The 18,556-nt window shown below is 38.3% G+C and carries 14 protein-coding genes; 5 read left to right on the top strand and 9 right to left on the bottom strand.

All coding sequences use genetic code 11. The features are described from left to right. Nucleotides 1-90: 90 nt before the first annotated feature. Both ACIQXP_RS22240 and ACIQXP_RS22235 read right to left on the bottom strand, forming a co-directional pair. Nucleotides 91-1,764 carry a sensor histidine kinase gene (locus tag ACIQXP_RS22240; protein ID WP_293745221.1) on the bottom strand — a complete coding sequence of 558 codons (1,674 nt, stop codon included), beginning with the start codon at nucleotides 1,762-1,764 and terminating at the stop codon, nucleotides 91-93. Between the two features lie 2 nt (nucleotides 1,765-1,766). Beyond that, nucleotides 1,767-3,650, bottom strand: coding sequence for a S9 family peptidase (locus ACIQXP_RS22235; protein ID WP_387507838.1), 1,884 nt, complete (start codon nucleotides 3,648-3,650; stop codon nucleotides 1,767-1,769). Nucleotides 3,651-3,879: 229 nt separating this feature from the next. Between ACIQXP_RS22235 and ACIQXP_RS22230 the strand changes: the two genes are divergently transcribed. Together ACIQXP_RS22230 and ACIQXP_RS22225 are read left to right on the top strand one after the other, a co-directional pair. Further along, nucleotides 3,880-5,703 carry a tetratricopeptide repeat protein gene (locus ACIQXP_RS22230; protein ID WP_387507841.1) on the top strand — a complete coding sequence of 608 codons (1,824 nt, stop codon included), beginning with the start codon at nucleotides 3,880-3,882 and terminating at the stop codon, nucleotides 5,701-5,703. A 189-nt stretch (nucleotides 5,704-5,892) separates the two neighbouring features. Next, the gene (locus ACIQXP_RS22225) at nucleotides 5,893-6,195 is read left to right on the top strand and encodes a DUF4286 family protein (RefSeq protein WP_145859181.1); all 303 of its coding nucleotides are present in this window, start codon (nucleotides 5,893-5,895) and stop codon (nucleotides 6,193-6,195) included. A 30-nt stretch (nucleotides 6,196-6,225) separates the two neighbouring features. Here ACIQXP_RS22225 and ACIQXP_RS22220 read toward each other — a convergent pair whose 3' ends face one another. The 3 genes from ACIQXP_RS22220 to dtd form a co-directional block, all read right to left on the bottom strand. Further along, nucleotides 6,226-6,552: a nucleotide pyrophosphohydrolase gene (locus ACIQXP_RS22220; RefSeq protein ID WP_293745225.1), complete on the bottom strand. Its 327-nt coding sequence runs from the start codon at nucleotides 6,550-6,552 to the stop codon at nucleotides 6,226-6,228. Then, a complete protein-coding gene (locus ACIQXP_RS22215) occupies nucleotides 6,542-8,083 on the bottom strand; it encodes a glycosyltransferase family 39 protein (protein ID WP_387507845.1) in 1,542 nt (513 codons plus the stop codon). The genes ACIQXP_RS22220 and ACIQXP_RS22215 overlap by 11 nt, the downstream gene beginning before the upstream one ends. A 93-nt stretch (nucleotides 8,084-8,176) precedes the next feature. Further along, nucleotides 8,177-8,629, bottom strand: coding sequence for a D-aminoacyl-tRNA deacylase (gene dtd, locus ACIQXP_RS22210; protein WP_293745227.1), 453 nt, complete (start codon nucleotides 8,627-8,629; stop codon nucleotides 8,177-8,179). A gap of 29 nt (nucleotides 8,630-8,658) precedes the next feature. On the opposite strand from dtd, the gene ACIQXP_RS22205 reads away from it, so the two are divergent. Both ACIQXP_RS22205 and ACIQXP_RS22200 read left to right on the top strand, forming a co-directional pair. After that, nucleotides 8,659-9,684, top strand: coding sequence for a hypothetical protein (locus ACIQXP_RS22205; protein ID WP_387507848.1), 1,026 nt, complete (start codon nucleotides 8,659-8,661; stop codon nucleotides 9,682-9,684). Continuing rightward, nucleotides 9,650-12,094 carry a hypothetical protein gene (locus tag ACIQXP_RS22200; RefSeq protein WP_387507851.1) on the top strand — a complete coding sequence of 815 codons (2,445 nt, stop codon included), beginning with the start codon at nucleotides 9,650-9,652 and terminating at the stop codon, nucleotides 12,092-12,094. Before ACIQXP_RS22205 ends, ACIQXP_RS22200 begins: the two co-directional genes overlap by 35 nt. Nucleotides 12,095-12,447: 353 nt before the next feature. Here the strand turns inward: ACIQXP_RS22200 and ACIQXP_RS22195 are convergent, their stop codons facing one another. After that, nucleotides 12,448-13,494 carry a 3-oxoacyl-ACP synthase III family protein gene (locus ACIQXP_RS22195; protein WP_387507853.1) on the bottom strand — a complete coding sequence of 349 codons (1,047 nt, stop codon included), beginning with the start codon at nucleotides 13,492-13,494 and terminating at the stop codon, nucleotides 12,448-12,450. 171 nt (nucleotides 13,495-13,665) lie between these two features. Between ACIQXP_RS22195 and ACIQXP_RS22190 the strand changes: the two genes are divergently transcribed. Beyond that, entirely contained in the window at nucleotides 13,666-13,947 is a 282-nt protein-coding gene (locus ACIQXP_RS22190; protein ID WP_025143968.1) for an ATP-dependent Clp protease adaptor ClpS, read from the top strand. A gap of 168 nt (nucleotides 13,948-14,115) precedes the next feature. On the opposite strand, the gene ACIQXP_RS22185 is transcribed toward ACIQXP_RS22190, so the two are convergent. The 3 genes from ACIQXP_RS22185 to ACIQXP_RS22175 form a co-directional block, all read right to left on the bottom strand. Continuing rightward, nucleotides 14,116-14,715, bottom strand: a complete 600-nt coding sequence (locus tag ACIQXP_RS22185) for a thioredoxin family protein (protein WP_387507856.1) — start codon at nucleotides 14,713-14,715, stop codon at nucleotides 14,116-14,118. A gap of 339 nt (nucleotides 14,716-15,054) precedes the next feature. Beyond that, nucleotides 15,055-17,529 carry a glutaminase family protein gene (locus ACIQXP_RS22180; RefSeq protein WP_387507859.1) on the bottom strand — a complete coding sequence of 825 codons (2,475 nt, stop codon included), beginning with the start codon at nucleotides 17,527-17,529 and terminating at the stop codon, nucleotides 15,055-15,057. Nucleotides 17,530-17,726: 197 nt separating this feature from the next. After that, nucleotides 17,727-18,548 carry a PKD domain-containing protein gene (locus ACIQXP_RS22175; protein WP_387507862.1) on the bottom strand — a complete coding sequence of 274 codons (822 nt, stop codon included), beginning with the start codon at nucleotides 18,546-18,548 and terminating at the stop codon, nucleotides 17,727-17,729. Nucleotides 18,549-18,556 lie beyond the last annotated feature (8 nt).

Here is an 18,556-nt window from a genome sequence, read left to right as displayed (position 1 = left end):
TTTAAAGCGGTTGTAAGGTTGAAAAGTTTTAATGTTTAAGGTGAAGTTCAACATTCCAACCTTTCAACGTTTAACATTTCAACTATTAAATTAACTATTATAAGGCAGCACGATTTTAAATTCTGTACCACTCCCTACTTTACTTTTTACGGAAATTTCTCCATCCATAAAGTTAACCAGTTCTTTGCAGAATGCCAAACCCAGGCCTACACTGCCCATTTGGTTATATTCATTCTGGATCCTGAAAAACTTCTTAAATATATTGTTTAATTCAGACGCCGGGATGCCAATACCTTTATCAGCAAAACGGAAAACCAGTACCCCTTTTATCAGCTTTGCACTAATGTGCAGTTTTTTCTGCTCTGGTTTTGAATACTTGTAAGCGTTCTCTGCCAGATTATCGAACAAACTACCCAATAGTACCGGATCGGTAATAAAAGTTTTAAATCCCGATACCTCATAAGTAATTTTAAATTCAGGATGTTTTAAGGTATGCGATTCAATTGTACTTTCTATAAAATCAACAATATTAACCTCTTCCTGGTTTAGTTTAATGGCTTTATTTTCAATTTGTGTAAAGGCCAGTAATTTGTTCATCAAACCATTCAGTTTATCGGCTTCTTCATCCAGTATCTTGCCATAAAGCTGCTGCTCCTTCTGACTTAATGCCGGCGCGCTTTTAATATTGTTCCCTGCAATTTTAATTACACTAACAGGGGTTTTAAACTCATGCGTCAAGTTATTTACAAAATCGTACTGCAACTTAAACATTTTACTGTTGATATTCAGGTTACGGTAAATCAAAAATGCAACAAGTAAAAGCACACCGTATACCAGCAATAACACCAGTGCGATTGGCATGAAATAAATAAAAATTTCTTTCTTGATATAAGATTTTGATGAAATGAGGTATAATTTAAAATCAGAAAATGCACCAGGAAGGGCAATTTCGGTATTGATATTTTCGTCTGAAGTATCAATCGGATCATAAGTCAGTGGTTCAATCCTGATGGTTTGGTACAGCAACGGCCTGGTATTGATAATCTTGATTTTATGTGCATCGAGATTAAAAACCATTATATCCTGTTGATATACAGGCGCCGGGCTTAACTTCCGCCTGATCATATCTTTATATATCCTTAAATCTTCACGGCGGGGAATATTTAAGTAAGTGATTTTATTTTCGTTGGAATTCACAATAGAAAAGTTGGTAAACAGCTCTTCTTGTGTGGGCACCGATGCGGTATCGAGATCCTCAACAAAAGTGGCAAGTTTAATGGCAATAGCATTAAAATCACTGCCTACGGTAAAAGATTTTGTATCATCCTCTGAATACAACTTTACCGAATCAGGCTTTATTCCTTTCCCGAACTGGAAAATAGATTTTGGACCGATACCCAAGTGATTTGCATTAATCCCATCTTTAACCGGTACATTCTTCACTTCTGTATCGTAAAAAGTAACCTTAGAGATGAAGGGATATTTTAACATCACAGTATCTACAAACTTCGCTGCAGTAGAAGAGTCCAGATAGCCATTATAATAAGAAACCTCAGGCATTTTATTCTGAAAAAAATCATTGTATGGCTTAATACTTTGTTCCAGGACATTTACTTTCTCTGAAACAAAATCATTCTCTATCGTTTTTTTGCTATAATTAAACGCGAGGAAAAGCGAAAGGATAAAAAGTATAGAAATGAGTGTAATAAAGGTTACACCTAAGGTAAAGTTTTTACGGTAGTTGCTTTGCTTTTCTAAGGCCATACCTATCTTTTACCTAAGTTTTCTTTTAAAAACTCTTCCAAGGCTTTGTACAAAGCTGTCCTGCTCTGCTGACGTACCAAAGGATCTGGACCTTCCTCTTTTTCAATATAAGTAACCTGAACATTCCTTTTTTTAAGTTCTTTGATAAACTGTACACCTTCTGCTACGTTAACGCTTGGATCTTTGGGATTTTGGGCGATAAAAACAGGCGATTTAAACCGGTCTGCATGAAAAACAGGCGAAGCAAATCGCATATAATCCGTATCGGTTATCGGATTACCTAAAATTTCATAATACATCTGCAATTTGGCCTTTAAAAATGGCGGAAAGGTTTTCAGATAGCTAAACAGGTTAATTACACCTGAATTTGATCCGCCACATTTGTAAAGATCGGGATTTTTATATAAACAATTTAAAGCAATGTATCCTCCAAAACCATTACCGTAAATGGCAATTTTTTTAGGATTGGCAATTTTCTCCTTAATCAGCCATTTTACGCCATCGTTAACATCATTCTGTATCTTATCGCTCCATTGCTTAAAACCCGCAGCATAAAATGATTTTCCATAACCGGTAGAACCCCGGTAATTTACTTGCAGAACAGCATAGCCCCGGTTGGCCAAAAATTGTACCTCTGCATTGTAGCCCCAACTATTTCTTGCTTTAGGACCATTATGTGGCAGGACAACCACGGGTAAGCCAGCTGCTTTCTTATTTTTTGGCAAAGTTAAATAACCATTAATGGTTAGGCCATCGCGGCTTTTGAAACTGATCGGTTTCATGGCATTCATATCTTCCGGTTTAATGGAAGGACTTACATCAGTAAGCTTTTTAAGCTTTTGATCAATTGCGGTATACAAATAATAAGAACCTGGATTTTTATCGGTAAAAGTACGGATCACAAACACCCGGTCTGTCTTATCCCTGTCCATAATGACCCATTCAGTACCAGGCAAAAGTTTATCAATCCTGGAGTAAGCTACCTTTACACTGTCATCAAGGTAAAATTTTTCTCTTTTCCAGGTTTCGCAGGTTGCAAAAAGCATTTTTTTTCTGAAACGGGAGTAGGTTGCATCCACCACGTTTAAAGTATCATTTGCAAAAAGAACCTCTTTTTCTTTCCCTTTTTTTAAATCAACCGCTACCAGTGCGTTTTTGTCGCGGTTAATACTCGAAATGGCATAAAGTACATTAGGCTGGTCTTCAGAAAATGCAATGGGCTGAAAAGTAGTTTCAAAATTATTGGTAATTACAGGCGCAAAAGATTCATTTTCATTTTCGCGGTACATTAAGGTCTCGTTCACCCCATCACTGGCAACAGCAATTTTAAGTACACCTTTACTATCCGTCATCCATCTGGTAATATTGCCCGGGTTTTTCGCAGCAATCTCCATTTTTCCATCCCGAACGTTTAATCGGTACACGTCGAAAACCGTCGAATCTCGCTTATTTGAAGCTACAATAATATATTTATCATCAATCAATTGATCTTCAATTACCCTCAACCTGTTTTTCTCATTGGCACTCAACTGCACCTGCTTACTCCCATCTTTATTGATCACAAAAATATCGGATCTACGCTCTTTAGATCCATCTTCGGTATAATAAATCAGTTCATTATTGCTGGTCCAGAAATGAAAACTGATGTTCTTTCCGTTCAAATGGGTCAACTGAACAATATTACCCGTGGCAATATCTTCAGCAAAAAGGTCCAGTTTTTTATCATGAAGCTTTAAATAAGAAAGACTTTTTCCATCTGGAGAAATGCGATAATAGGCTTTGTCTTGCGTTTTAAAAAATTCATCTACAGGAATAGTATCATGTTTTGCGCCTTTACAAGCCCAAACCGATGCAACCATTAACAGTAGGAAAATTTTTTTAAGCATAAATAAATCCTTTACGGGATAACAAAAATAAGGATCGCAACAATTTTAACAGCGATATACACCAACAATGTTACTCATGCGATCAATAATAAGTAGTGGTTCAATTTAGTATTTATAAAATATCTACAAAATAAAATACAGGTAACATTTAAAATACGTTTAATTTCAAGTGCCGGTTTGGCTTAAGATGTATTAAAATATTACATTTAAAACTTATAATTTAGGGTTTATGAACCGTTTTTTTTTCATCATATTCGTATTGCTGTCGTTTGGAGCTAATGCACAAATCTTCCGCCCCAATCAGCAGATTGCACCTGATGAAAGCAGTCTGGCTGTTCAGTATTATCAGGATGGCGCATATGACAAGGCCGTTGTGTTACTGGAAAAATTTTATTCTACTCCGAATAACGAAGTTTATTTTGATATTTACTTTAATACCCTGCTAAAATTAAAACGCTATGATGTAGCGGAGAAAACGGTTAAGAAAGAAATCAAAAAAGATCCAAAAAGCGACGTTTACCCAATCGCATTGGGCAAACTTTATCAGGAGAAAGGCGATGTGCAGGCTGCCAATAAAATCTTTAATGAGGTCATTTCGAAACTGCCAAAAGAAGAATTCAGGATCAGGAATCTTGCCAATAACTTTTACCGGTTCGAAAACTACGATTACGCAGTACAAACCTTTAAACAGGGCAGAAAACTATTTGGAGACGATCAGATGTTTGTCTTTGAATTGTTAAACATCTACCGTTTTAAAAAAGATAAGGCCATGCTCATGCAGGAGTACCTGGATGCACTTGCAACAATGCCCCAGTTATTACCGCAGGCAGAAACTGTACTCGCTTCTATTTTTGAAGATAAAAACGATTATCAAACCTTTCAGGCGGCCATTTTAAAAAAAGTGCAAAAAGCACCTGATGCCGAAGTTTACATTCAGTTGCTCACCTGGAATTACATTCAGCAACAGGAATTTGAAATGGCCCTGCGCCAGCTTATTGCATATGATAAACGGACTAAAGCAGATGGCGGTACTTTGTTTAATGCCATTTATACCTTTATTGACAATGGCGCCTACGAAACAGCGATTAAAGCTTACGATTACCTGCTCACCAAAGGAAAAGATAACCAGTATTATCTTCCTTCAAAAATAGAGATGCTGAACACCAGGTACAACCTACGTACCAGCGGAAAATATTCACCAGCAGACCTCGATCTGCTCGCAAAAGATTATGAAACCTTGCTTGAAGAAAACGGTAAAAACAGGAATACCCTTTTTGCAATAAAAAAACTGGCCAACCTGCAGGCTTACTATTTAAATAAACCGGCTAATGCAGAAAAAGAATTGGAAAATGCAATAAAAATGCCAGGCATAAACGACCAGGACTTAGGCCAGTTAAAACTTGATTTGGGCGACATTTATATTTTAACGAACCAACCCTGGGAAGCGTTTTTAGTGTACGAGCAAGTAAGCAAAAGGTTTGAAGGACAACCCATAGGAAATGAAGCCCGCTTCAGGAGTGCTAAACTTTCTTTTTATCAGGGCAATTTCGAATACAGCAATAGCCAATGTTTGGTTTTAAAAGCTGCTACCTCGCAACTGATTGCCAATGATGCATTAAATTTAAGTTTATTGATCAGTGATAACATCCAGACACCAGCCGATAGCAATGCCCTGAAAATGTATGCGGACGCAGAAATGCTTTTATTTAGAAACCTCCCCGAAAAAGCAATAAAAAAAATGGACAGCATTGCCATTGACTATCCGCAAAACAGCTTATCAGATGCCATTATGATGAGTAAAGCAAGGATTTTTATTAAAGCAAACGATTTTCAAAAAGCTGCTGATATCCTTAAAAAAGTAACGGAAGAATATAAAGACGGGATCTGGACAGATGATGCCTTATTTACCTTAGGTGATTTATACGAAAAGAAACTGAATGATATCACACAAGCAAAAGTGTACTTCCAAAAACTGATTACCGATTATCCCGGCAGTATGTTCAGCGCTGAGGCCAGAAAAAGGTTTAGGAACTTACGGGGAGATGGGGTTTAGTGAGTCAATGGTTCATTTCGTTAGTTCATTGGTTATTAGTCATTGGTTTATTGGTCATTAGTTCATTGGTAACTGCAGCTTGGAAACCGTAAGCTACCGTATGGTTAATTGGTTAGTATCTAAATCATTTAAAGAATAAAATCTGCATCGTTAATTTTTTAACGTTTTTATATTAGTTACCTTTGCACCATGTTTTTATATAATGTTACGCTCATCCTTGAAGATGCAGTAGCCGAAGAATGGTTACAATGGATGCAGGATGTTCATATTCCACAGGTTATGGCAACGGGTATGTTTGTTTCTAACCGTTTATTAAAGGTTGTTGATTCGCCTAATGAAGGGGTAACTTACTGTTCGCAATATGTTGTAGAAACATTAGACCATTATAATAAATACCAGGAAACCTTTGCACCAGCTTTGCAGGCGGAGTTAAACGAAAAATACAAAAACCGTTTCGTTGCGTATAGAAGTTTAATGGAATTCGTAGCTTAGGCTTCGGACTCCTGACTGAGGACTTCCGACTTATTTAAGCTTCTCATTATTCTTATGCCTGTCGGCATCACGGATGCTTTTTTTCTCCAGGTTCTTTTCTAAAGCTTCCGTTAAATTTATACCGGTTTGATTGGCCAAACAGATTAAAACAAACATTACATCGGCCATTTCATCAGCCAGGTTTATGGCTTCATCGCTTTTTTTGAACGACTGCTCGCCATATTTACGGGCCATAATCCGGGCCACCTCCCCTACCTCTTCCATTAAAATGGCGGTATTGGTTAGTTCGTTAAAATAACGGATACCCGTGGTGTTAATCCAATGGTCTACCGTTTCCTGTGCTTCATTAATAGTCATTTTTTTCTTTTTCTATTTCTGCTTTTATGATAGCGGTTACTTCGGGTTTTGCTTGTTCGAGTAAAAATACTCCAGCCCCTCTTTCTCTCGCATAGGGCGTTTTTATTTCCCCGATTTTGGTAATCTGCTCAAAATAGTGCTGCTCTCTCTTACGGTCGGGATCTTCATCGTTGGCACCAGTAATCATAATAAACGTTTTAATCGGTTTATCCATTTTAAACCAATAAAGATAATCGGCGTTGTACGAGACCGCATTGATATTTTTATATTTTGAGTAATAGTTAATCGCACCAGCCTGCCCGTAATTATCGGCACGTATTAATAGGGTAGACTTATCTTTAACTTTTCCATAAGCAACATCAACCAATGCGGCCAGTTCTTTCCAGCCCTGCATATCTGCATAATCCTGAGGCAGCGCATGATTTTCCCCGTCTTCCCAACGCAAAGCCCCTACCCGCTCGAACCTTTTATGATGGGCAATAATTTGCGCAGGACTATAAACCCGCATCAAGAGGGGCAACAGGTAAATAAATGAACAAATATTAAAAGCAAAAAGCAAGCCCGTTAATATATATTTCTTTGCTAAAACCCTGCTTAAATAAACCGCACCAAAAGCCAGTAAAACCGGATATAAACCCAAAGCATAATAATCTTTTGCTTTAAAATAGCTAAATACAATTAGCGTAATGAAATAAGTAAGAATAATCCAGCTGTGTTTCCTGAAGTCTTTATAAGAAACCAAACTACCAATCCCAGCCAGTAGAACAAATATCGAACTGATAAAAAAGAGAAACTGCGTGATGAAAAAATCAATCCGGTTTACATGCACCAATTGTGTTGCACGCAAGAGTTTCATATGGGTAAGTACAGGGAAGTGATGTGTAATTTGCCAGATTACATTTGGCGAGATAATTAAAAGTGCAAGTAAAATGGCTGGATAAAGATGCTTATCGATAAATATTTTTCGATTTGGAGTAATAATGATGGCTGGCAACAAACCAATGATCAGGAAAAGAACATTATACTTATTCAAAAAGCCCAAAGCCACAGCGATAGCAAAAGCATATAAATACCTGGCTTTATTCTTATCAAAATATTTCAGCAAATAATAAAATATGGCTGTCCAGGCTAAAACATCGAAGGAGTTGGGCTGATAAAGGGTATTTAGCCTCAGCAAAGAAGAACATATACAGGCTACGGCAACCAAACATTTGGCCAATAAGTTCCCTTTTAAAAAACCAACGATTTTCCAGCAATACAGGATGATTATGGCCCCAATTATTGCAGGTACCAGCTTTACCACAAAAACACCATTTCCAAAAGCTTTGATCAGCCATGAAAACAGCGAAGTTAAAGGCGGAACCGAGGTAAAACCCGCTGCCAGGTGATTGGCCTGATCTAAATGCAGGAATTCGTCGCGGTGTAATTCATAAACGGAATTAACCAATACGAAGGATAGCAACACCTTTAGAATCAGAAAAAACACAAGACAAGTGTATTCTGTTAGCCTTTTAGGATTTGGTTCCCCCATATTTACTTAAGTCCAGGTTTTTTCGCGATAAACAATGATGATTTTTGACAGTCAGTTGCTTGATTAGTTACACGATGGCTATTTAAATTTTAATCATTCCTTATTTTTGGTGTCAATTATGATCGTAACCGGTCCATCGTTTAATAAAGCTATTTTCATATCAGCGCCAAAAATTCCTGTTTTTACTCTCTTGCCCAATAAATCCGATAGCTTTTCGATCATTTTCTCGTAAAGTGGAATCGCTACATCTGGTCGTGCTGCCCTTGTAAAGCCAGGACGGTTTCCTTTTTTAGTAGAAGCAAACAACGTAAACTGGCTGATCAATAAGATATCTCCACCCACATCAGCAAGCGCCTTGTTCATCAATCCGCTTTCATCACTAAACACACGCATACCGATAATTTTCTGCGCCAACCACTCTAAATCTTCTACAGTATCTGCATCTTCGATACCCAACAATACCAGAAATCCGCTTTCGATGGCCCCTGTTATGTCACCATCAACGGTACAACTGGCCGCTGTAACCCTTTGTAAAACTGCACGCATTTTATACTATTTTTGCTTAAATCAATTCTATGCGCAAGATAAGTATTTTAGTCATCTCTGTATTTCTCTTTTTCGGTTGCAAACAAAAACCGGTTGTCCACCCTACTTTTTACTATTGGAGAACGGATTACCAGAATAAAAAAGCAGAAACTGACTATCTTGATCGATTTAAATCAAAATCGTTATATTTGCGGATAATGGATGTAGATTTTAACCCAGATCTGCAAATGCCCGTACCCATTTCGCCTATTAAATTTTCAGACCCCATACCTAAACAGGTTAACATCGTCCCAGTAGTATTTATCGTTAATCAGGTATTTAATAAGATTGATACCATGCAGACTGCCGTAATGGCCAATCGCATTGCTAAGTTTGTGGCCGAAAAGGTAAAGCAGGCCGGAAAGGCAGACTACACCGAATTACAGATTGATTGTGATTGGACCAAAACCACCAGAAACAGGTATTTTAAATTTTTAGAGCAGTTAAGCGCCAACCGATTGTTAAAGGGCAAAACCATTTCGGTAACCTTGCGCTTGCATCAGATTAAAAATATCGTGTCAAGTGGAATTCCGCCAGTAAATAAAGGGATTTTGATGTGTTATAACATGGGCAATCTACGTAAATATGGTGATCAAAATTCAATATTGGACCTGCATGAAATGGATCAGTATCTTAAAGATTTTCTGCAGGAATACCCTTTACAACTCGACGTGGCGCTACCCCTATTTGAATGGGCAGTAGTATTCAGAGACCAACAATATGCCGGTATTTCGAAGCGGATCGGCAAAATACAGGTCGAGGATAAAAAGCTTTTCAAACAGCGCGAAAATTCCATTCTGTACGACTTGCTGACTGATTACCCTGCTGCTGGATTGAAAAAAGGCGATGTAATAAGATGGGAACAGGTTTCTGCTGATGATTTACTTTTAAGCTCTAAATTTTTATCCCGATATTTAAGCCCCAGAGAACGAAACATCGTTTTTTACCATTTAGACATCGACCTTTTAAAACATTTTACCAATGAAGACCTTCAAAAAGTCATTGCTGATTTCTAGTGCATTCCTGATTACTTTTTTCGGCGAAATTGCTGTAAATCTTGCCTGTGGCGGTGAGATTGATCCTTATGATTATTATATTTCTTATTTCCATAACAATATAGAAGGAGATGAATATTCGCCATTTGCCTATAACCAAATGATTTACCTTAACAGCGAAACGGACGTAGCAAGCGAGCCGGATATCAACAGCCGCGAATGGGCCCGATTCCTACATGTTAAAAATGAGGATGTATTAAAGGTCATGTACAAAACAGACAGTGCAACCAATGTAAAACTGGTCAATTTTGATGGCAATATTTCACAGTTACCTGATAGCCTGCAAGAGAATAGTTTTATCCAGGCACTGGGCAAACGCAAAGCGTCTTTAAAATATTATCAGTTTGCTAAAAGCTGTGAACCATTGGCCAATGTGACATTTAACCTTTGGGATGCAACACCACGTGATACCACTGCTATGGCTGCAAAAGCCCGGGAAGGATTAAAATTAACAACTGCTGAAAAAGATGACTTTTTGAAACTACGTTATGCTTACCAAACGGAACGGATGTTTCATTTCGCCGGAATGCATGCGGAGAGTAAATCAACTTACGAAACGCATATTAAAACCAGTAAAATTAACAGTGCCATTAAAGGTTGGGCATTGGCTTTATATGCAGGATCAATCCGCAGGTTAGGAAATCCGGATGAAGCAGCTTTTTTATTCTCAAAAGTTTTTGCCAGCAACCCCGAGCGGAGGATACAGGCCTACAAAAACTATTATTACACCAGTTCTCCTGTTCATGGGGCTTTAAAATACGCCAGCACCAACAATGAAAAAGCCAATATCTGGGCAATTAATGGTTTTGGTAATGCAGATTCAGGGATAGAAAGCATGAACAAAGTTTACGGCTATGAACCCAAAAGCCTGTTAAACGGCACATTATTGGTACGCGAGGTAAATAAGCTGGAACAAAATCTTATTCAGGCAAATGACATAGCGAAAATTGGTTATAATTATTATTTTTCGGATAACGACAATCCTAAGTATAAAGACAGTTTAAAAAATGTTAATCTAAAACACCTAAACGAAATCAGGAACTTTGCCGTGAAAATGGCCACTGAAAAGAAATATCCGCAGCCAGAACTGGGTACTTTAACCGCGGCCTATTTATCCTGGATGGAGAATAACGATCCTCTGGCATCAAACTACCTGGCCATTTTAAAACCAGATAAACTGCCTGAAAGACTGCGCGACCAATACCGCATTATCGATCTGTTGATCAAAGCTAAAAACATCAAAAAAGGTAACGTATTTAACGAGAACGACTTATTACCCACACTAAAATGGCTGGACGAAAAGCGTTTTGCAGAAAACAAAAACCAACCTTACGAACAATATTATGATAATGCCGATAAACGGTTTAGCAGAACGACCAGGAATTTTTATCAGCAAATATTAGCGCCTGCTTATTTAAAGATGGGCGACACCGCTAAAGCAGCACTGGCAATGGTTAAAGGTGACCTGAACCGCAAAACGCTGAAAGAAAACTCACTTTTCCGGAACATGAGTTACGAGAGCATTAATTTTTGGCAAAAATACCTAAGCCCGAAAAGTATGCAGGGTTTAGCGGTTTATAAAACAAAAGCAATGGGCAATGATGTTACCGCCCTGTTGGCTTCGGCTTTAAACCAATTGAAAAACGACGACTTTTATGAGCTTTACGGCACCACCTATCTGCGTACACATCAATACGACAAAGCAGTTCAGATGTTTGCAAAGGTTTCGGCGGGTTATCAATATTTTGCTCCTGAAAACTGGTACGGAGATGGGGAAAACACTAAACTTTACGCCAATCCATTTATCGAAACCATTAACGATTTTCCAAAAAAATATGTAACAGCCAAAGCATCTATTACTAAAAAAACTTTTGCTGCAGAAATGCTTCGTTTACAGAGGTTAACGATTAGCGACAAAAAGAATGCCGCGCTTTACTATTATAGAATGGCGAATGCGGTTTACCAAACAGGTTATTTTGGTAACAGCTGGTTTCTGATCAGTTACGATTGGTCATCTTACGACAATAGCAACCCGGCGAAATATGTTTACGACGAGGATTATAAAAAGGCACAGACGGCAAAGGCGTGGTATTTGAAAGCGAGGGCATTAAGCACCAATGCCGATTTTAAGGCAAAATGTACCTTTATGCTGGCCAAATGTTTGCAAAAGCAGATCATCATGAATGCCAATCCACTATCATTTTACTATTATGATAAGAAGGACATAAAATGGAGAAACTTCATCAAGGCCAATTATAACAATCCTTATTTAAAAGAATTAAGATTCGACTATACTAAAACTCCTTTTTATGCCATTGCAGCGAGCGAATGCAGTTATTTAGGTGATTTTATTAGGCCTAAAGCGCAATAATAATATTCATCTTGACTACTAAATAGAGATCTTTAGACTACACTACCATTGACAGAATCTACTACTGCGGTCGTCATAAGATAGCATCGGATCAAGTTCGGAATAACGCTCTCTCGAGAGATATGACCTCATAAAATTAGTCTTCTAATTATATTGACTTTTATATAATAAATTATCCATCAGGGTGAAAACAAAATAAAGGCTTTGAATTAACTCAAAGCCCTTTCTTTTATCTTAACTTGTACGGCTATTTTAACTAAACCCTAAACCCTAAACCCTAAACCCTAAACCCTAAACCCTAAACCCTAAACCCTAAACCCTAAACCCTAAACCCTAAACCCTAAACCCTAAACCTACCACCTGATCAGCGCACTGGCCCAGGTAAAGCCAGATCCAAATGCAGCAAGGCAAACCAGATCGCCATCTTTGATTTTTCCCGCCTCCCAGGCTTCGCATAAGGCAATGGGAACAGAAGCAGCTGTGGTATTTCCGTATTTTTGAATGTTATTGAATACCTGATCGTCATTTAAGCCCAATAACTGCTGCACATACTGACTAATACGGAGGTTTGCCTGGTGCGGCACCAATAGATCGATATCTTTCTCAGTTAACTGATTAGCTGCCAAAGCCTCTTTTATCACCTCCGGAAATTTCACTACCGCTTTTTTGAAAACAGCAGGTCCATCCATATAAGGTAAGGCGGCGCCACTTTCTAAAATTTCGGGTGTCATAAACAATCCGCCCAATTCCTGTTCGGGATAGGCTGGTTTATCATTTAGCCATTTATTGGCATGCGAACCTGGGTAATACATCGCCAGAATTTCTGCATCGGCACCATCACTATGCAAATGCGTACTTAAAATTCCTTTTCCGGTTTCATCCGTAGGCTGTAATACAACAGCACCTGCTCCATCGCCAAAAATTACCGAAACATTGCGGCTACGGGTCTCAAAATCCATGGCGAAAGAATGTTTCTCGCTTCCTACCACCAGTACATTTTTATACATGCCGGTTTTCACAAACTGATCTGCTACCGAAAGTGCGTACACAAAGCCTGAACATTGATTCCTAATATCCAAAGCACCGATTTCGCCCATACCCATTTCCCGCTGCAACAATACCCCACATCCCGGGAAATAGTAATCAGGACTTAAAGTAGCAAAAACGATAAAATCGACATCTTTTGCGGTAAGGCCGGCTCTTTCGATGGCGATTTTTGCCGCCTCAATACCCATGGTAGTGGTGGTTTCTTCATTACGATCGGCAAAACGGCGTTCTTTAATACCCGTACGTTCCTGGATCCAGGCATCATTGGTATCCATAAACCGACTTAAGTCAGCATTTGTATACACGTTTTTTGGAACGTAGTAACCTATTCCTGCAATTTTAGACTGGTGCATGCTCGTATATTATTTGGTTAACAAATGTATTAAAAGGGATGTAAGATGTATGAGGTAAGATAAAAAATGTAATACAAAGGCTAAAAAATCTACTTCTATTGTCCAAAATAATCACAACTATCTTCTATTTAACCTATTACATCTTACATAAAAAATAGTTATTTTTGCACCATGTCTACAGAAACCAAAGAAGAGACCTTTACGCTCGAAGAAATCTTAACTTCCTTAAAAACCGTACATCGCCTTATTTTGTGGAATGATGATATCAATACATTCGACCACGTGATTTATTGCATGATGAAATACCTTGATTATAACGAATCGCAGGCGGAAAAAATTGCATGGAAAGTGCATAATGAAGGTAAATGTCCTGTTTTAGAAGGATCTTTTACCGAAATGGAAGTATACCGCAAAATTCTGCAGCAAGAAGGCCTGACAGTTTCTGTTGATTAGGGTATTTTCTAGCGAATCGTCATACTGAACTTGTTTTACAAGGAGAAATAGTATTTTCAATTGCCTTGTATCTACTTCGTGGTCAGCATCTACTTTAGCAGACGACCCTGAAATAAATCCACTGGCTATCGGTTCAGGGTGACGACCGTGTAAAAAGAGACAATAATATTACCCCTCCAATCCTTTTAAAAGTGTTAATAATCCAGCCTGTGTAGTTTGTGTTTTATCTTTAGCATACCAACCGTGAAGTTTTTCTGCTAAAACCGGCATTTCGGAAGTTTCCGTCCTCCATTCTTTTAATAGTTCCTGCAAAACCTGTGGCCTGGGGCCCCAGGTTGCCAAAACATGGTCGGCCGATTCATTTAATACAATTAAAACCGGAATTGCTCTTCCCCCATTGGTTAAATGTGCATCAATTAATGGAAGATTTTTATCTCTAAGAACAAATCTCAGTTCAATTTTACCTAACGATGCCGTTGCGATTTTATTGAACAGTGGGACAATCTGCGCAGCATCACCACACCAGCCTTCGGTAATAACTAAAAATTTATAATTTTCTTTAAGATGATCGATTGTTGATACCAGCTCATCATTTAGGCTGATTGTTTTATCTACACGGTTCATACGCTGAACATTCATTTTAGTGTAGTGCAGATCGTAAGCTACATCACCAGTAGCTTTTCCTTCCAATAGAAGTTGATCAATCAAGGCCCGATAGGTTTGATAATCCATTCCCTGCCCGCTGAAAATTTCGCTGTAATTAACCATGATGTTTAATATTATACTGCAAAGGAAAGGAGAAATTAGATGAAAATAATCATGATTTTGCAAGAAAACGCAGGTGACTGATTGCATAATTTTTGGGCTGTTCAGCTAACTGAAAACAACAAATTAGTATTTCTGAACATCCTAAACCCTTCAGTATTCCCATCGATTAAATCCGACTCAAAAACAATTGTAGATATTTTAATTGTGTACCTGACTTTTGGAGATGCATTCCCCGGAATACATGATATGACCTGATGACAAGTAAAACGCAATAATTAAAAAAGGCCCTGCAAATTAATGCAGAACCTTAAGTGGTTAATTTGATGGGGAGGTGCGTTATTATTTACTGTTCAATTTATCGGCAAGCAGTTTCATGTAAAAACCACCCACCACACTTCTGGCTTTGAAATTATCGCGGATGCCGGTATTTGAATCATAAAAATCATTTAAAGGCACTCTCGATTCAGTTTCGATAGCATGCTTGTAAACCGGATGAACCAGCGCCTCGAATTCCTTTTGTGTTGGTGCAAAAGCAGCGGTCCACAAAATCCAGTCATTTTTAGTATAGGCCTTTCTGCTATCTAAGGGAATACCGTATTTATTTTGTTTCGTCAGGTAATATTTAGTTTCGGTATCATATATTTTTTGAGGGAATAAATTTAAATTTAAGACCTTATCCCAAACAAGGTTATATTTCTGACTCCAGGTATTCTTATTATCGAACGTTAGCGCATAATGATCGCCGGCATCGGCCATTTCCATCCATTTTGGCACCATACTTTCGGCAGTCGCCCTATATTTTTTAGCGATATCATCGTATCCCAATGTTTGGGCCATCTGGGCATAACAAGCTATACCTACAATTGCTTTTACAGATAAATTAGCATTGCGAGCCAGGTGACCGGCAAAGTCATCGGTACATAATTGTGTTTTTGGGTCTAAACCTTCTTTGGTCAAATAATCAACCCATGTAGTTAAGGTTTTCCAGTGTGCTTTGGCATAATCGGCATTTCCCTGTGCTTTGGCAATTGCAGCAGTTAAAATGATCATGTTACCTGATTCTTCAACAGGCATTGGCTCGCCATATGTTTGTCCGTTGGCCAATGGATAAGTACCCAGATCGTGTGCTGCCCAGGGATGAGGATACTTTCCACTTTCGCTGAAATAGAAAATACCATTTAACATCCCTTTTAATAATTCTGGATTATATATCAGGTATAAGGGTGCCGATGGATAAGTTACATCTACCGTGTTGATAAAACCACCACTGTTATTTTCTTTTGATAACCATAAAATTTCACCCTGAGGACTCTTTACCAGGGTGTGTGCGGCAATGCTCTGGCGATAACCCAGAACACATAAATCGGCGTATTCCTTACCGCCAGATTTTAAGGCATCGGCATACAAAGCCTTATCAAAAGCTTCGCACTTCTCTACTACTTTTTTATATTCGTCTGCCGCAGCAGTTAATTGTGCCTCAATGGTTTCTTTACCTGAGGTATTCCACCATGGCCTTAAATTTTTATTGAAATACTGAATACTGTAAATTTCATCATATCCCAGTTCAACATATTTCTCAACGGCAGTTTTACCTACAGTTCCGAAAGGGATAATGGTATTTAAGGCAAGCATTTTACCTTGTTTGGCAGTTGAAGCGGAATTACCTTGTCTAAATGCATCAGCTGCATTTTTTTCAGTTGTTACAAACTGGATGGCATTACTGGTTTTTGGCGCAGCTACATAAAAGTAACCCCAATCAATACGCATATCATCACTTGCTTTTTGAAGGATTGGCTGCTCTACCGTACCTGATTTCAATACCGATAATTTGGCTGTGCTGTATTTAGTGGCTGTAACTTCCTGCGTAGGGCGATAAACGGCAATATTTGACGCTGCGCTCAGATATACTTTTACCTGATGTGTTTTGCTATCATTTGCCTTTACCTGGTACGAAACATAAGAAACCGGGCGTGCAAACAAACCCAAATCATTCATCAATAAGGGTGAAGTGAAAGTTAATTTAAGATCTATTTTACCACAAGTAAAGTTATAGATGGTTTGCGTAGCATTGATTTCTACACTTTTTTGCTTAGCGATCTGAACTTTCTCGGCATTATCCTTTAATTTATCTACCAGACCAAAATCAAGGAACCGACCGCCGGCAGTATTTTTAAGGTGGATGGCCATTACATTTGATCCTGCTTTTAAAGCACTTTTATCGCTATTGCTTAATGCAATATATTTGAAATCATTAGTCCAGCCTTCTTTTGTGTAGATTCTTTTTCCATTCAGGTAAACCTCAATATTATCGTCATGATTAATTTTTAGAAACAGCTCGTTTATTGAGGTAGGGTTAGCGACATTAAAGGTTCTCCTTACCCATATATCGTTTGATTTCCATATTATTTTCGCGGTTTTGGCGTCGTCCCCTATCGGTGCATTACCGGTTTGCCAGTTACTGGCCGAATAGTTTTCAGCTTTCCAATCGCCCTGAGGCTCGGTTTCAGTATATTTTACCTCATACGCTTTTTCATCTGATGCAGGTACAACGGTTTTATAGCTGGTACTTTCTTTACCTAAAAAGCGATAAATATTGCCATCAACGTTAATCATTCCTAAAAGCGAATGATCGGCACCTGTCCAGTGTTGAGTAGCAGACTCATTTAATTTATCGGTGGTAGACCAAATGCTGAAATAGGTATTGTGTGTAATTAAGGGATAGGCCGGGGCTTTCCGTTCCTGCGCATTTAGCAAACTGCCTGCAAACATACAGCCGAGTATGGCTATGGCTTTTAATATTTTGGTTCTGTTCATAGTGTGTGTATTGAAATCCGGTAGTATATATGGTTAGATTAATCTTAGTTAAACGTTTTACTAAAGTATAAAATATAATTTGCTTTATGAAAAGAAGTCTATTTTAATTGTCTAATCGACAATTAAAATAATAGTCTAAAAAAATACATGAAGTTTTCAGGCTTCATGTATTTTTCAGATGTGTAGAGCGCTATTTATTAAGGCTGTTTTTTATTGATGGTCCACTCTGATAACTGGAATAAACGGCTTCCCCTATTGGCTTTGATATAAAGGCGGTAAAATTTATAGGCTACAAAATTGTCGAAATAATACCGTTTGGTTACGCGTCTTTCACCTGAATTGGCCCAGGGGCAGGAGGTTACCGTATGTAAGTCGGTATACTGAATACCATCTATTGACCCTTGTAAAATCCAATACCGTGGGTCCCTGTCTTCAGCATCGTTGCCGGAAGTTAAAGTGTAAGCGCCAACTACCTGCGGTGTTGTGAGTTCAAATGTACACCTTTGCGTACCATCAAAACCTGCCTGTAAAAACTTGGTTGTAATGTCGCCATCCACCAGTTTTTTCGATCCCTCATTAGAATCGGGTCCGGCACCGGCTTCTAAGTTTACCGAAAATATGCCTCCAATAGTGCGCATATAATTTTCTCCGATTTTGGTAGGGTCGAAATTGGGATCAACAATATTTAAAATCACTTCCTTTGCGGCAGAATAACCCTGGCCATTTCTGGTGGTTAATGTTACTTTATATTTACCCGGGAAACGGTAGGTGTGTTTTGGATTAACTAAAACCGAAGTACTGTCATCTCCAAACTGCCACAATAAAGTTTTGTAATTTGTAGAGGTACCGGTGAACTGATACTCTAAAAACTTTACCGTATCAGGCCTCACATAGGTAAAACCTGCTGTTGGTTTAGGTTCGTCCACTATAGGTACAACCTCTTCCGCATCTTTCTTACACTTTACTGTGGTAATTACAATAAGTATTAAAAGAGATAGGAGACTAAATAATCTTTTCATGTTATTTT

The organism is Pedobacter suwonensis (genome assembly GCF_044762335.1).
GTDB lineage: Bacteria > Bacteroidota > Bacteroidia > Sphingobacteriales > Sphingobacteriaceae > Pedobacter.
This window is presented reverse-complemented; position numbering and strand designations above follow the sequence as displayed.